Raw genomic sequence first — 16,350 nt, 5'->3', positions numbered from 1 at the left:
AAAAACCAACTCAGTCCGGTCCACTTATCCACAGAAGCGTAGTAACCTGCGATTTGTTTCCCCCTGGTCATTTTTCAACCGTAATGGGTGATCAATTTTGAATCGGTATCAACATCTAGTACTTCATGACCTGGTTGAATACTGGCTTGCGCAATCACTGCGGACTTTAGTGCTTCCTCAGGAAATAAGTGCCGCATGACCGGATCATACCAACGCGTCAGCCAGTGAAAATGAAACGCTGGGATATAGCGAGGATCTTTTTCATCGCGACCAATCTCCTAATTTTTACGTTTTAAGTGAGCGTCGGATCGAAATTTCCTTAACCAGCACATAAATGGCAGGAAAAATAACCAGTGTCAGTATCGTCGCCGAAACCATGCCGCCAACCATCGGAGCTGCGATCCGCCGAGTCAACTCGGAACCCGTGCCACTACTCAGCATAACGGGCAGCAAACCTAGAATACTACCGGCAATAGTCATCATGACAGAGCGTATCCGCGTTACAGCGCCCTCAGTCACTGCAAAGTAGAGGTCTTCAATGGTGACTTTTTCACCTGTGGCTTGGCGCTTTTTCTGCATCTCAGTCAGCGCCTGATCGAGAAACTCCAGCATCACCATACCGGATTCAGCCGCAATGCCAACCAAACCTATGAAACCTACTGCCACCGCGATACTGATGTTGTAGTCGAGCCAATACATCAGCCAGATACCGCCGACCAGAGAAAAGGGAACAGATAGCATAACGATCATGGTTTCGGTCAGTCGATTGAAATTCAAGTAGATCAGGACAAATACAATGAGAAGCGTAACTGGCACCACTACTTTCAATTTCTCGGTTGCACGTTCCATATATTCAAATTGTCCGCTCCAGGTTGCATAATAACCGGGCGGAAATTCTACTTGTTCGAGCACAGCCTTTTGTGCATCAGCAATATAACTGCCGATATCTCTACCTCGAATATCAACAAAGATATAAGCAGCTAGCAATGCATTTTCTGTACGAATACTGGAGGGCCCTTGGATCAACTTGATTTGAGCCAATTGACCCAACGGGATCATGGCTCCATTCATAGTTGGAACTAGCACTTGCGTAGCGATAGCTTGGGGTTCATTTCTAAATTCACGTGGATAGCGCACAGTCACACCATAGCGCTCACGTCCTTCCACCGTTGTGGTAATCGTTTCTCCCCCAAGCGCCACCGTAATGACTTCGAGCAGATCCCCTATTGCTAATCCATAACGTGCCAGCGCCATACGATCGGGTTCTATATCGAGGTAATAACCACCGGTTGTACGCTCTGCAAAGGCGCTAGTGGTGCCGGGTACAGTTTTTATAGCCGCCTCAATCTGTTTGCCTAACTTTTCTATTTCACCGAGATCACTGCCGAAGACTTTGATACCAATCGGCGTACGAATACCGGTCGCCAACATATCCGTTCTATTTTTGATAGGCATAGTCCAGGCATTGGCTACCCCAGGAATTTGTAGTGCCTGATCTAATTCTGCAACGAGTTTTTCGAGCGAAATATTAGGCCGCCATTCACTTTCAGGTTTTAAGTTAATAATTGTTTCTGTCATTTCCAAAGGTGCCGGATCAGTAGCGGTATTTGCACGTCCCGCCTTACCAAATACTGACGCAACTTCAGGAAAATTTTTGATAATCTTGTTCTGCGTTTGCAACAATTCTGCTGCTTTTGTAATAGAGACACCAGGGAGTGTCACGGGCATATAAAGCAAGGTCCCTTCATTTAAAGGCGGCATGAACTCAGTTCCGAGTTTTAAAGCTGGATAAATAGTCAATGCCAATACTGCAATGGCGAGAACAAGAATACTTTTCTTACTCCTTATAATCCAGGGGATGACCGGTTCATACAAGCGGATCAGCAGCTTTCCCAATGGATTATCCTGTTCACGCGGAATACGACCTCGGAGCAATAACAACATCAGCGCTGGAACCAAAGTAATGGAAAGTAGAGCCCCGCCCGCCATAGCAAAGGTTTTGGTAAAAGCGAGCGGTTGAAACATACGCCCTTCCTGGGCTTCGAGTGCAAATATCGGTAGAAATGACACAGTGATAATCAGCAAACTGAAAAATAGGGTAGGACCGACTTCTTGACATGCTTTGATAATTGCATTCCTGCGCTCAGAAGCAGGAGCCTGGGGCTCGAGCCTCGAAAGATGCTTGTGAGCATTTTCGATCATTACAATGGCTGCGTCGGTCATTTCAGCAATAGCCAGTGCTATGCCTGCCAAGCTCATAATATTGGAATTGATACCCAAATGAAACATAACAATAAATGCGATGATTACGCCAATTGGCAATATAATGATTGCAATCAATGCACTGCGGACATGCATAAGAAATGCCACGCATATCAGCGCCACGATAACGACTTGTTCAATCAATACTTCATTAAGCGTTGCAATAGCTCGTTTGATTAATTCGGAGCGATTGTAAACCGGCTGAATTTCGACACCCTCCGGCAAGCCAGGTTTGAGTTCGTCGATTTTTGCTTCTACATTGTGGATGACATCGAGCGCATTTTCTCCATAACGCGCTACTGCGATGCCAGAAACAGCTTCGCCTCCGCCATCGAATTCTGTGATCCCGCGCCGCTCATTCGGTGCCAACTCTATGCGAGCCACATCACGTAGCAGCACTGGCATACCTTCATGTGCTTTTACCACCAAAGTTTCCAAGTCGCTGATGCCGCGCAGATAGCCTTTACCACGCACCATGTATTCGGTTTCTGTGAGTTCGATCACCCGCCCGCCAACATCACGATTACTCTGAGCAACAACATTGATTACCGTTCTGAGTGAGATGCCATAGGCTTGCAATCGTCGCGGATCGACTGTGATCTGATAGGTTTTCTGGAATCCGCCAACGCTGGCTACTTCGGACACTCCGTCTACCGCAACCAATTGAAAACGTAAAAACCAATCCTGGAGACTGCGTAATTCATCCAATGTGCGGTCTTTAGCGGTAACAATATATTGATAAACCCATCCTACCCCGGTTGCATCCGGGCCGAGCGCGGGTCTGACGTTTTCCGGCAATTTGTTGGCAGCAAAGCTTAGGTATTCCAGTACTCGTGAGCGAGCCCAGTAAATATCAGTCCCATCTTCAAAAATGACATAGACAAACGATACCCCAAATGCAGACAACCCGCGCACCACCTTGGATTTAGGCACACTCAGCATCGCTGTAGTCAGCGGGTAAGTCACTTGATCTTCGACTACTTGAGGAGCCTGTCCCGGGTATTCGGTATAGACGATGACTTGTACATCGGATAGGTCAGGAATTGCATCTACCGGAGTTTTTGAAACAGCATATACTCCCCAGGCAATGATTGAGAAAGTAGCCAGTAATACCAAAAAAACATGCCGTACTGACCATTCGATAATTTGCTTAACCATGTTAATGTTCTTGGAGCGGGCCGAGATTGTGGCCTGCAGCAGGATATATGTGGGTAATTACATATGCTCCAGGAGATTCCTCAATAAATTCAAATATTACCTTTTGTCCAGGTTTTAAAGAACTCAGCAATGAAGGATTCTTTAAGCTGAAATCCATAGTCATGGACGGCCAATTAAGGCTAGGGACTGGGCCATGCGCAAGCTTGATAACACTTCGCGAGGAGGCTATTTCTTTAATGATTCCACCCGCTTGATGAACAGTATTTGTACTTGCTGTAGGCTTACTGGAACTGACGGTCATTAGCTCGTCTGTTCTGAAATTATGTGAAGCATGACTAAAATTGCTTATCGCCGCTTTCATATTACTTTCGGCATCAATTAGAAAATTAGCCTTAACCACCACAAATTCACCGGCTTGAATCCCACCTAGTACTTCAGTAAAACCATCCGCGTGCATACCCAGCTTCACGATACGCGGTTCATATCGGCCTTCTCCGAGATCAACCAGCACCATCCGGCGTGTTCCGGTATCAAGCACTGCCGAATCGGGAATTGTTAATACCTTATTGCCAGTATGAAATGAAGCAAATTCTACGCGGGCATACATATCCGGCCTGAGCAAACCGGCGGGATTGTCAAGAACGATACGCACAATGGCTGTACGCGTTTCCGACGTTACTTTAGGGTAGATAAAAGTAACGTCTCCAGTAAATATTTTTTCTGGATACGCATCGACTCTGATGGTTACCTTCTGCCCAGGATGAATCATGCTTAGATCCTGTTCAAAAACGTCAGCTAACACCCACACATGAGAGAGATCGGCAATTTGATAAAGCACTTCTCCAGGTGCAAAGCGCTTTCCTTCAATAGAAGGTTTTTCCAAAACGACACCATTGGCTAAAGATCGCAATGTGACATATTCTTTGGCAACACCTTCACGCTGCAAGCGCTGTAATTCAATTTCCGAGATATCCCAATTGCGCAATCGTTGGAGTGCACTTTTAGCCAGCCTGTTCATAGTGGCCTTGACATCTGGATCACTGTTTGCAACTGCTTGCAACCCTTTCTCAGCAATGAGATATTCCTGTTGCGCTGTGATCAGCTCAGGACTGTATACATCCATCAATATTTCGCCTTTCTTCACCGCTTGCCCGGTTGTATTGACATAAAGCTGATGAATCCATCCTTCAAATTTAGTGACTAAGGTATATAATTTGCGTTCATCCACTTGTATTGTCGCAACCGCCCTGACGGTGCGGTTAAGCTGGCGCATTGATGCTTCTTCAGTTCGCACACCTAATTTTTGAATTTTTTCTGTACTAATCCTGATTAAGGATTTATCAGTTTGGGATTCTTCGCCTTCATAAACAGGCAAATAATCCATTCCCATCGGATCTTTCTTGGGGATGGGAGACGTATCGGGCAGTCCCATCGGATTACGATAATAAAGAATCTTTTTATCAAAGTTGTTTGTTTGGTGAGAAATAGCTGTAGTCGCTGTCTGGGATTGTTTATGACCCCACCAGAAACCAGCGGAAATCGCGGCTACCACTGTGATGCCCGCAACGATAAATTTTGCAAGGGTATTCATAGAAAACTCCATAATCGGTATCAGTTAGTGTTGTTTCTTGCCGATCAGTAAATCGATTTCTGCAAGTGCCTTGTTGTAATTGGCTATTGCGGAGATAAGATTGGTTTCATAATCAAATACGGTCATCTGATTATCGAGCAGGGTCAGAAAATCAATGCGGTTTACTTGATAAGCAGCTAGTGCGGACTCAACTGTCAGTTTTGCTTGGGGTAATATGGCATTCTGATAGAGCTTGACCGATTTCAGGCTTTGCTCAGCGGTCGCTACTTGTTGACGCAACCTTGCCGTGATTTCATTGCTTTGTGCTTGATACAAATTGATTGCTTGGTCGCGCAATGCTTGAAATTCCATGATACGGGGTTCAATCTTATTACCACGCCATACGGGCAAATTAACAGCCACCGTCATACTGACCATGTCATCGCGTCGAGTGCCATCGAGCATATTGTCGCGTTGTCCGTATGAAAGACGTACATCAAAATCTGGGTAATAGGCTCTGCGAGCTAAATCAATGGATTTCTCGTTACGTGCAATTAAGCTTTGTAATGCCAGCAGTTGTGGACGTTGCGCTATTGCCTCTTGTTGCATCGATTCGAGAATCAACGGTACTTCATGAATGTGCAATATCGCTGGAACCGGAACCTCACCCTTAGTGTTACGCCCCAGAGCACGAATTACTTCCGCTTCGAATATGGGTTGCTCGCGGGCCAAGCCCAGCAATCTATCCAGCATTCTTGATACTTGTGTCTGTGCTTTAAGCACATCCGCCTGATTGCCCTGTCCTACTTGATAGCGTCCTTCAGCAATGCGCAGAAAATGTTCAAGCGTTTGCTTATTTTTTTCAACCAGTTTGATCATCTCCAGCGTTAGCCCAAGATTAAAATAGGATATTTTGAGATCGTGCATCACACGATTGACTGTTTCATGGTAACCCTGTTCGATAGCTTCAGCATCTTTACTGGCGACCTCTTTACGCAAGCCACGCTTTCCAGGAAAAGGCAATCGTTGAGACAAACCAATCATTTTCATTGTCATGTCTTCACGGTTAAATGGGGACGATGCCAGAGGCGCATTGATTACCCCTGCTTCAAGCATTGGATCGTCCAACGCTTCTGCTGGCGCTATGCGCTGCTGAGCGGCTTCGCGTTCTTTTAGCGCCGCGCGAATTTCTGGATTATTTTCGAGGGCTTCCACCACCAAACTTGGTAGCGGAGTTTCATTACGAAAACTGGCTGAGTGAGAATACACACCTGAGCCAAATGTGTTTGTTGTAATATCTTCTCCTTGTGCAATAGCTGCACTCACAAGCGCAATCAGGGCAAATGCGCTCAAACTGACGCGGATCATTGCAGCCTCCAGAGAGAATCTTTTTGTTGAACAACAATATAAATGACGAATATTATGAACATGCCTATCTCCTGACTGATAAGGTCTTTTCTTAGTTGAAAATGAAGATACGGATACGCGCGATATCTATCGCTCTACTTCAAAGAGCGACAGAAGGTAAGCGAATAGATATTTTTTGCCTAAATTACAGGCGGATTTTTAGAAGGAAAGATACAAGGGAGGTCGTTGCAGTTGTTCCGGTATGAATGAAATGAGACCGGAATTCAAAACAAACACGGCAGAAGTTTTATAAACCGACATTGATACTGCACAGTTCGGTACGATCGGTGTGTTGCTGTATGCATCACAAGAGGTGTCATCACATGCAATGCTGGCTAGCACATGATCTATTGGATTTTCAGTTACTTGCTTATGGCAGTCAGCATGATGATGATCGTCGTTAATATTTATTGCTAATTTTGTACCATGATGACCGTTTAATTTTTTTTCCTCTGCGCATACCGACAGCACAGCCGCCGCAGCACCCTGAACTGGGAGCCATAGCATGAAAAAAAGCAGTAACCAATGGTATGCACTTGATCTCATCTTTTGTTCAATTTAGATAAGTATGAGGAATTTGTTTGAAATAAGTTAAGTTAGTTCACTTCACAAATATTATTTTATTTCTGCAGCTATTTTCCGATGAGAATCAGCCAAATTCATATTTTCGTTTACAGCTTCTCCATAAACATGAAGCAAAGCCTTGCACATGGATTCCATATCTAATCCTCGTCTACCATACGTTTCTCTGTGTGCTTCATATTCCGCTAGCATTTTCTTATGTTCATCAACTTTTGACTGCATCTCTTTTGCAGTATCTTCATAATGTTTAGCAAGGGAAATATGGTCAGCAGGAGTTCTTGCCTTTCTGATTTCCTCAAACATATCCATCCGAACTGGAGACATATGTGTACATGCCGTCACCAGCCCAATAGTAATTAATGCAAATAAACTCAACAATACTTTCATTTTATGCTCCTTTTGATCACTTTCGTTATTCATCTTCTGTTTGATACTAAGTTTAAGATCGAATCAAACCACAATAGATGAATTTGATCAATAATAATCCATCTATACAAATATTCACTGCTGATGTAATTAATTCTCCAATTGATCTCACAATGTTATTAATTGGATTAGAAGCAGATTCTGGTATAAATACTGATGTCATATTGTAATAATATGATTTTATAAGCACTAGCTCTTGATAGTATCGCTATTGCGAGTTGAGTCATATAATAGCAAACCAATAACATCAATCTTATAATTTGCATATCGCTATTGATTTGCGGATTTTCAAACTAAAAAATCTGTTTTTGTTAATACCCTGCAATAGTCACCGGGCAGTTAGGGTTATGTTTTATCAGACAAATACTTTCACACAAACTTATTGCGCATGCGCCTATCTGTAATTTTTTTTGCAGGTCATAATCTTGATAAGTTAGGCACTTATTAACTCCTTCGACAAATATTTGAAACGCTGCATTCGTAGTCAAATCGACATACTGCCCTGTTAAAGCGGAATATTCTTCGAATCGTATTAAGTCCATTTGATAATTTTGATGTGAGGCGATTTCTTCAAATATTTTCCGAAGCATTACTTCGCTAATTCCTTTCGGACATCGCGGCGCGATCAGCGATGGATTCTTTCTGCGGTCAACAATACTGCGGTGTATAAATCTCTGCTTTTGGTCTTCAAACATAACTAACTCCTTACATTTAAAATTATTATTGCTTCGGTACCAGATTAGCACTGAATTACTTCAACTTCTTTCCCAAACTCAAAAGTGCATAATCGATTTAAAAAAGCCTATGATCGGTTATTTCGGGCTTGCTTATAATATTTTTTTGCAATGAATTAAATACGTGAATAATTCTCATTTTGGATAAAGATAGGAGAGTATAAACTTTCTTACTCGTGTTTTACATTTAATGGGATGTGATAATGGAGATTGGTGAGCATAAACAAGTGGGGTATATTTTTTCAAATCAAGCCGCCATTGAATTCAACCTTAAAGCAGAGTTTTTTAAACAAAAGAAGCTTTATAAAAGGAATTGAAATACATGAACAGCAAACCATTGGTTCTCAGGGAAGGCTCCTGTGATATAGTGAAAAATGTATCAAAATATCATTAAATCTCTCGGAACGAACAACTGGTCAATTATATTGCCCATAAATTAAATAAGACTGATTATTAGATATAATCCCTTCGGCTAGTAAATCGCAATCCAATATTTTAAATGATAGGAATTCTAGGTGGCGGAGCTTTCATTTTGACTTCCTGCTAAATCTTGTTCAAATGTTCCTGCAGGAACTTAATGAAGTGCTGTGTTTTTGCAGGCAATAACCGGGTTTCCGTAACGGCGTAGACGGAGGCCGGAGTCCCATGCCAATTGGGAAGTATTCGACGCAATCGTCCAGAGGCAAGATCATCAGCGACGATTTTCTCCATCATCATGATGATGCCCATATCGAGTGTTGCCAAGCGGCAAATCATACCGACACTGTTGAGCGTGAACCGGCTACTAATTGAAATTTTAGCGGTGTGCTCTCCATCATGCAGTATCCACGTACCAGTCTTCATGAGACCTAAACACTCATGGTGCGCTAAATCGGCTGGTTCGGCAGGCTCTCCCGAGCGCTCAAGATAACGAGGCGAAGCGTAAAAGTACACAGGGAGCACAGCCAATGGACGTGCGATCAATTGCGAATTCTCAGGTTCTCCGATGCGGATTGCCACATCGAAAGGCTCACTCACCAGATCGGCTCGCCTCGACGTAAGATCTAAATCGAAAACAATGCCAGGATAGAGTCTTGCAAATTCGACGATCAAAGGTGTTATATAGGAAACGGCAAAGTCTACAGGCAACGAAGCGCGTAGCACCCCGCTGGGCTGTGCGAGCATTTCGCCGAGTTGTTCGTGAGCGAGCTTAGCTTCATCGACGATGCGCTTACAGCGCTCGAAATAAATCTGACCAGCCTCGGTTAATGTGATCCTGCGCGTTGTGCGATGCAAAAGACGCAATCCGATCGTCTTCTCCAGCGCACTGATCCGTCGCGATAGGGTTGAGTTCGGCATCCCGATAATATCGGCAGCCCCGCGAAAACTTCTAGCCTTGACAACTTCCACAAACAAGGCCATGTCATTCAAAAATTCCATTTCTTTGCTCCATTAGTGGAGCAATCTTATCCATAAATCAATCTTTATACTATATAAGAAGCATTGGATAATTCTACTATGAAAAATTTGTTGTAATCATCATGGATAAATTGCATGAGAAACATCCACAAGATTAACCATTCGGTTCATGTTGACCTGGAGCTGGCTCTATTACACCGGCACCAAGAGGAACTAAATAATGCACATGCTTCGCTGAACCAGCCTCCATTCTGCAGGATATTCGAAGCTTCCTGACCTTATCCATCAAATAGGGGCAAATTAATCTCAGCTGTAAAAGAAAAATTTTTATTAATTTTTTAGGGAGTTATTTCATGAAGCGTATTATCAATATAGTTATTATTGCTTTGCTAGTTACACTGATAACGGCGTGCGGTCGTCCTACGGTGACGATTAATGAAAGAGAAAGGGAAAATTATGAAAAAAAACTTGCTGGTAAAAAAATAGAATGTCCATACGGACTGGATGCTAATGGATCATGCCTGAAAGAAGGTGATGATGGCATCTGGTATTAATGGTTGTTATTCTTTCTGTAACAAAAATCAGCATCTATTTTTTAGCTAGATTTGCGCAAATCCTTAAATAATGTGGAAATAGGTTTCTTACAACTTGGTTTAAAAGTCACAATTATTTGATCTTTGTACTTTCTTTACTTTACCACCTAGCGAACTGCAGATAGGCAAATGTTTAAATTTATACTTTTTCTGAAAAGGATATGAGCAAGAATGTATAACGTAATTGAATGGCCGGTAAAATCTAGAGAACTGCATAGTAATCATTTTGACTCGACAATTTGGAATGATATTCAATTCAGATCTGATGATATCATCATTGCAACCTATGCTAAATCAGGCACGACTTGGACCCAACAAATTGTGGGGCAGTTATTATTCAGTGGTGACCCAGATTTAGAAGTAGCGGAAATGTCGCCATGGCTTGATCTACGTGTTCCTCCCAAAGCAACAAAATTACCTCAAATAGAGGCGCAGAAGCATCGCAGGTTTCTAAAAACGCACTTGCCTGTCGATGCGCTAGTTTATTCACCTAAAGCAAAGTACATTTACATTGGCCGCGATGGACGAGATGTCCTATGGAGTTTATATAATCATTATTCTAACGGTAATCAAGCTATGTATTCGGCATTAAATGATACTCCAGGGCTGGTCGGGCCTGCTTTCACGCCTCTACCAACAGACATTCTCAAATGTTGGCATGACTGGATGGATAACGACGGTTACCCTTTCTGGCCATTTTGGGAAAATATTCGCTCCTGGTGGAAGATTAGAGAATTACCTAACCTCTTGCTCCTTCATTTCAATGATCTCAAACGAGATATGTCGGGAGAAATGCGCCGAATTGCACGCTTTTTGGATATTACTATTAATGAAGACAGATGGCCATATATAGTCGAATATTGCTCATTCGATTGGATGAAAAATAATGCGACGAGAAGTGTGCCGCTAGGTGGCGCGTTCTGGGATGAAGGTGCAAGAGTATTCATTAACAAAGGTGTGAATGGCCGCTGGAATGATACCCTAACTGCGGAGGATTCAGCCCAGTATGAAGCCCGCGCAGTAAAAGAATTGGGACTCGAATGCGCACGCTGGCTCGCAGGAAAATCCTAAATATCATATTTCTCTAATTATTTATTGGTCAACGGCAATTGAATTTGACCCACTAGACTTTTTAAACGACAAATTAAAATTGACCTATCTCTTACAATTTTGACCTAAACCCAGGTTTGTTCAGGCTCTGACGCTTGGGCTATTCATCCCAATGTTATTCCATTATTTAATCCACAGCTATGACGCGTCGCCAATTGCTGAGAAGGGGCTAAAGGCTGCACGGCTTTATGCAAATACAGCTTTGGAACAATATGACACAATTTCGGTAGGAACCTTTCCTTGGCGTTCAAAGACACCAAAGACGATCGTTTCGCCATACGCTCCACGTCCTCTTATGCTTCGAACACGTTGCGCGCCGTAGTGCGATTCACAACTTATGCAGAACCTTGCAAGGGCAACTCAAGCTCATAACACTGAGTAATTCGCTGTCGTACTTTAAGGAAATAATGTTATTGATCGATCGGCTAGAAATACCATTAAATTGAGCTGTGCTAGTGGCCGTGAAATCCAGCGAAAAACATCGAATAAGTTGCCTGAATTTAACTTCTCTGATTTGAGAACGAAATTAATATCTATTTTTAACATTTATCTCAGTAAGTTAACACACTTTAATAAGTGCTTAACTTCCTAAGACCTTTTTTATTATCCATAATCAATTCCTCGTGTGTGTATTAATTAACCTCTACATACGATATTGAATTCAGCCACCATGAAATCGGGTTCCTCCGGCGTTGGCGGACTTAGCTTTACAATCAACGCTTCTGGATTGAATGCGCTTTGCAAGAATGGATCCGTCTTATGGTACGGATCTCCCTCGAAATACATTTGGGTGATCAGTTCGTCATGGCGGCCTCTGACGTCAAAATGAATATGTGCTGGCCGTGTTCTGGTAGGTGTAATGGGATAGGGCGGCGGTTTTATAGTTTTGAATTGATAATACCCATCGGTATCAGTTGTCATTGCGCCAAATCCTTCAAAATTTGGATCGAGCGGTGCCGGGTTCGTGTCGTCAGGATGAGCATAGCGTCCCACAGAATTGGCTTGCCAGATCTCAACATCGGCTCCCGCGACTGGTTTACCTTGGGGATTAAGTACTCGTCCCTTAACAATAAGAAGCTGCCCCTTGGCGCGTCCCGAACCGCCGGGCACTCGTGTTAGATCTCCAGTGCGATTAGGCTTGCTCATAATGGGATAAAAAGGTCCTAAAATCTGATCTTGTGTTCTGTTCAATAGCATCTGGGCAAAAGCAGAGCCAGTAGGAGGTATTATGCCTGCAGCGAATAGCGCTGCCGATGCTTTCAGAATAGTACGGCGACTATGTAAAGGTTTATCAGTCTTCATATTGACGGTTCTCAGAATGAGATAACTAAAGGTAAAACGTATTAATAATGTGAAAATCTTTCAATGCTATTCGCATAATCTATTATTTAATCCGTTAACAGATCATGATTTCGCTGTGCTCAACGAAAAACAGAAAGATGCTCAGGCTTCCGCTAAGATGCTAACCGAATGATTGGCTTAATCGTAATGCCTTTTTCACTATCCTCAGCAGCCTGATTAATCTGGTCGAGGGTGTAAAACTTCACCAGCTTATCAAAGGGAAATCTTCCCTGCTGATAAAGCTCAACCAGTGCAGGAATGAAAAGATCGGGTTTGCTATCCCCTTCAACGATACCAATAATGCGCTTGCCTGCCGTCATCACCCCATTTACATCGAAGCTTGCTTCTGTACCTAAAGCCGGTGCGCCGACTATGCCGCATGTTCCCCGAATAGACAGTGCATCAATGGCTTGACGCAATACGGCTGGGCGTCCACTTGATTCCAGCGCAAAATCAGCACCGCTGCCGGTAATTCTACGAACCGCTTCGACAGGATCGGTTTCTCGGCTATTGATGGTATGGGTTGCACCGAGTTCCATCGCTAGAGCTAAGCGTGAAGGCACTACGTCTGCTGAGATGATGGTCGTAGCACCAGCAGCTCGAGCCGCCATTACGGCGCTGAGTCCTACTGCGCCACCGCCAAATGCGGCGAAACTGCTGCCCGGACTTACCTTGAGTGCATTCATAACGGCCCCGGCGCCAGTCTGAATGCCACACCCTAGCGGTCCAAGCAGCTCCAAGGGCGCATCTTTCGGTACTTTAATAACATTTCGCTCATGCACGAGTGCAAATGTGCCAAATGACGACTGTCCAAAGAAATGATCATGAATCTGTTCGGAAGTATTTCCTGTCGTAAAAGTTGACGTGCTGCCGTCTTCGCGTGCGCCATTGAAATTCAAAGCATAAAAATTCTCGCAATAAGTCAAATCACCATGTAAGCAAGGTTTACAATGACCGCACCACATATATGTCAACACCACGTGATCACCAACACCGACTTTCTTCACGTTACTGCCGATTTGCTCAACTATTCCTGAGCCCTCATGTCCCAGCACAATGGGAAGCGGCACATCATAAAGCTGATCGCGTGCAACCATATCGGTATGACACATTCCTGTTGCTACAATGCGCACACGTACTTCATCGAAATGTGGTTCATCCTGCAATAGTTCTTCTATCTGGAAAGGCCCGCCACACTGGCGGATAACTGCTGCCCTAATTGTTTTCACGTGCACCTCCGCTTTGTTTTTATTGGATAATTAGCGTATGCCTGATTTTCCAGGCGCCAGGATGCCATTGGGGTCCAGTGCTTTCTTCAGCGTTTTATGAATGTTTCTCTGCACTGGGCCATAGGTATCAGCAACTTTATCCATGAATGCAGTATTGACGCGATAAGTTCCGTATCCTCGGGCGGAAAACTCAGTCAACAATTCATCGAAACACTGATAAGCCGCTTTGGTCTGTTCAGGATCAGTCTTGTCATACAGCACGTCGACGATATGATGCATATCACGCATGCCAACGATAAATTCGCCTGAATAATCTAGGCCGTATTTTGCAAGAATCTGCTTGGTCAGCGCCATTTGTTTGAGGGTCTCGCTACCTCGCGCTTGCGACACAGGTGCGAACCACATCGACCCACCACCTTTACGCCAGTTATACAACGAAAATTCTGTAAGGGTCATCTCTCCACGCATGAGCTTGGCGCGATAAATAAAAGCGGGATCCTCCGCCGCTTCCTGCTCCGTCAGAATTTTTGCCTTGCCGGACTTGCCGAATGCCTGTTTAACGATTTTCCAATTAACATCAATTTGCTCCTGCGTGCCATAGAGCGCCGCGTATACATTCCAAATTCCTAGTTTGTGATCTTTCATGATCCGATAGACTGCTTCATCCGGGATTGAACCTGGCCCGGACACATAATCACTACGATTAGCTTTTACCGGTGCTTCATACAGTGCGTGAGCAATGACCACGGCGTTCGGAATAACCCCACTAATACGCAGCGGCCGGATCGTTTCCACGATCTCAACGATGTCTTCTTCATGTTGATATTGGATAACGAACGGCTTGAATGCCGGTGGTTCGGGCATCAACCAAAAACCGAATTTGGTGACGATGCCATAATTGGATTGCGTAAAAATGCCATCCAGATAAGGGCCATAGCCCCATTTGAAAACCTGCCAGGTATTGGAGTTGGGCATCGAGCCCATGCCGGTACGCAATACTTCGCCATTCGCCAGCACCACTTCCATACCGCAAGCAAACAAGAAATGTTCGCCATAAGGTGTATAGCCAACGCCCCGGTCCAGCGTATTGCCCACCGGCCCGGCAATGGCTGAGGGTGCAGGCATCGACAGCCATAAACCCAGCTTGTGCTCTTTGATGTAATCATAGAGCTGCTGATAGGTAACGCCCGGCTCAACCAAAGCAAAAGCCAAATCTTTATCGACTTCAAGGATGCGATTCATACGTTTGAGATCAAGCACTACTTGACCACGCTCTGCCGGAGCTGCCGAGCCATAACCCAGGTTTTTGCCAGTGGAGATCATCCAGATCGGGACTTTATATTGATTGCAAATCGCAACGATTTTCTGGATTTGCTCGACGGTTGTGGCCAGTAGCGCCGCGGATGGCGTATGATCGGCATCAGGAACCGGCATCATCGTCTTGATGTAAGGGGCAAGCTGTTCCGCGCTGGTGAGTACAGAAGCATCGCCCAGTACTCTTCGAAAATCACTAATGGCTGCATCAAAGTTTTTTTCCGATACACCTTTAGGCAATGCGATATATTTACTGGTCATGCGGTATTCTCCCTACACGTCAATTACAAACGAAACAAAGCTTTTCTCTGACAGTTCGTGTCTATGATGATTGCGCTGATCAGACCGATACACAAATGCGCGGCTGGAACAAGTTTGTTGGTGCATTTTCACACCCAATGCCGTTGCTACAACCGCAAAGCCAGTGGCTTCAATCCAATCATCAAACCGGGGATGATCTATGGCTACGTCACTTAATACTCTATTCGAGAAGTTAGAAGAACTTGCCACTTGAGAGAATAAAGCTTTCGTTTTTTCTGATGTTTTCCAGCCGATTAATTGGCTGGCTTCTTCGGGAGACATACCGCTGCAATGTATGTGAGTTGCAGGTTGATCAGTTTGCCAGTAGGACGAAAATTCAGCCAAGGAGGTATTTTTTAATACGCCATCTCCAATAGATTGTTCCAGAAAATTTTCTACAATAGAAAAATCGTGCTGATTTTGGCTAAGCGTGGAGGCCAGCAATCCGGCTGCGCTGTATTCCGGTGAGGCAACAGTCCAGACATGACGCAAGGGGATGGTTTTATTGTTGGATGTGAATATGTGAGAACCCAATGCAAGCAGACGTCGCCCAGAATTTCGAATTAGTTCATTGAATATAGCGGCGTTTGCATAATCCATGATGGCTATCCAACGCATATTGCATGATTGTGCTAATAAGTCTCCAATGTGCAAGGGGCTGATTAATAATTCATCTTCAAGTTGAAAAGTGGGTAATGTGCCATCAAGGTAATTACCATACAGAGAGCAAGCAGCTTGTGCTCCTCTTGCAAATTCTTCGTCGATGGGGGTATTCCCCAGCAATAGATGGCAATTTCGCACATTATCTACAAGCGCTTGATTGACAGATGCTGCTTGAGAAATTACGGGAATACCCAAAGCCAATAAAGTTCCTCCAGTAAGCACGCCTTTAATGAGGCTACGTCGAGTTTCATCCATGAATGCAA

The 16,350-nt window shown here is 44.1% G+C and carries 13 protein-coding genes and 1 pseudogene; 2 read left to right on the top strand and 12 right to left on the bottom strand.

Annotated elements, in window-relative coordinates:
* Nucleotides 1-285: 285 nt before the first annotated feature.
* The 7 genes from ABF87_RS08075 to ABF87_RS08045 all read right to left on the bottom strand — a co-directional run bounded on the left by ABF87_RS08075 (nucleotide 286) and on the right by ABF87_RS08045 (nucleotide 9,558).
* The gene (locus tag ABF87_RS08075) at nucleotides 286-3,420 is read right to left on the bottom strand and encodes a CusA/CzcA family heavy metal efflux RND transporter (protein WP_160828627.1); all 3,135 of its coding nucleotides are present in this window, start codon (nucleotides 3,418-3,420) and stop codon (nucleotides 286-288) included.
* Nucleotide 3,421: 1 nt separating this feature from the next.
* A complete protein-coding gene (locus ABF87_RS08070) occupies nucleotides 3,422-5,011 on the bottom strand; it encodes an efflux RND transporter periplasmic adaptor subunit (protein WP_160828626.1) in 1,590 nt (529 codons plus the stop codon).
* 24 nt (nucleotides 5,012-5,035) lie between these two features.
* On the bottom strand, nucleotides 5,036-6,358 hold the full coding sequence (locus tag ABF87_RS08065) for a TolC family protein (RefSeq protein ID WP_160828625.1): 1,323 nt from the start codon (nucleotides 6,356-6,358) through the stop codon (nucleotides 5,036-5,038).
* A 198-nt stretch (nucleotides 6,359-6,556) separates the two neighbouring features.
* Complete coding sequence (locus tag ABF87_RS08060) at nucleotides 6,557-6,943, bottom strand: hypothetical protein (RefSeq protein WP_240143597.1); 387 nt, start codon at nucleotides 6,941-6,943, stop codon at nucleotides 6,557-6,559.
* A 69-nt stretch (nucleotides 6,944-7,012) separates the two neighbouring features.
* On the bottom strand, nucleotides 7,013-7,366 hold the full coding sequence (locus tag ABF87_RS08055) for a hypothetical protein (protein WP_160828624.1): 354 nt from the start codon (nucleotides 7,364-7,366) through the stop codon (nucleotides 7,013-7,015).
* A gap of 350 nt (nucleotides 7,367-7,716) precedes the next feature.
* Nucleotides 7,717-8,100 (bottom strand): hypothetical protein, encoded by a 384-nt coding sequence (locus ABF87_RS08050; RefSeq protein WP_160828623.1) that lies wholly within the window; start codon nucleotides 8,098-8,100, stop codon nucleotides 7,717-7,719.
* 582 nt (nucleotides 8,101-8,682) lie between these two features.
* Nucleotides 8,683-9,558 carry a LysR family transcriptional regulator gene (locus ABF87_RS08045; protein ID WP_160828622.1) on the bottom strand — a complete coding sequence of 292 codons (876 nt, stop codon included), beginning with the start codon at nucleotides 9,556-9,558 and terminating at the stop codon, nucleotides 8,683-8,685.
* 332 nt (nucleotides 9,559-9,890) lie between these two features.
* Between ABF87_RS08045 and ABF87_RS08040 the strand changes: the two genes are divergently transcribed.
* The gene (locus tag ABF87_RS08040) at nucleotides 9,891-10,091 is read left to right on the top strand and encodes a hypothetical protein (protein WP_160828621.1); all 201 of its coding nucleotides are present in this window, start codon (nucleotides 9,891-9,893) and stop codon (nucleotides 10,089-10,091) included.
* A gap of 210 nt (nucleotides 10,092-10,301) precedes the next feature.
* Complete coding sequence (locus tag ABF87_RS08035) at nucleotides 10,302-11,201, top strand: sulfotransferase domain-containing protein (protein ID WP_160828620.1); 900 nt, start codon at nucleotides 10,302-10,304, stop codon at nucleotides 11,199-11,201.
* Nucleotides 11,202-11,438: 237 nt separating this feature from the next.
* Here the strand turns inward: ABF87_RS08035 and ABF87_RS08030 are convergent.
* From ABF87_RS08030 to ABF87_RS08010, 5 genes and pseudogenes are all read right to left on the bottom strand, one after another.
* Nucleotides 11,439-11,754 (bottom strand): annotated as a pseudogene (locus ABF87_RS08030) (IS1595 family transposase); the annotation flags it as partial.
* A 122-nt stretch (nucleotides 11,755-11,876) separates the two neighbouring features.
* On the bottom strand, nucleotides 11,877-12,542 hold the full coding sequence (locus ABF87_RS08025; RefSeq protein ID WP_160828619.1) for a protocatechuate 3,4-dioxygenase: 666 nt from the start codon (nucleotides 12,540-12,542) through the stop codon (nucleotides 11,877-11,879).
* Between the two features lie 152 nt (nucleotides 12,543-12,694).
* The gene (locus tag ABF87_RS08020; RefSeq protein ID WP_160828618.1) at nucleotides 12,695-13,810 is read right to left on the bottom strand and encodes an NAD(P)-dependent alcohol dehydrogenase; all 1,116 of its coding nucleotides are present in this window, start codon (nucleotides 13,808-13,810) and stop codon (nucleotides 12,695-12,697) included.
* 30 nt (nucleotides 13,811-13,840) lie between these two features.
* On the bottom strand, nucleotides 13,841-15,385 hold the full coding sequence (locus ABF87_RS08015) for an FAD-binding oxidoreductase (RefSeq protein WP_160828617.1): 1,545 nt from the start codon (nucleotides 15,383-15,385) through the stop codon (nucleotides 13,841-13,843).
* A 12-nt stretch (nucleotides 15,386-15,397) separates the two neighbouring features.
* Nucleotides 15,398-16,342: a hypothetical protein gene (locus ABF87_RS08010; RefSeq protein WP_160828616.1), complete on the bottom strand. Its 945-nt coding sequence runs from the start codon at nucleotides 16,340-16,342 to the stop codon at nucleotides 15,398-15,400.
* Between the last annotated feature and the right edge of the window lie 8 nt (nucleotides 16,343-16,350).

The sequence above is a fragment of the Nitrosomonas sp. JL21 genome (assembly GCF_009833095.1).
Classification (GTDB): Bacteria; Pseudomonadota; Gammaproteobacteria; order Burkholderiales; family Nitrosomonadaceae; genus Nitrosomonas.
This window is presented reverse-complemented; position numbering and strand designations above follow the sequence as displayed.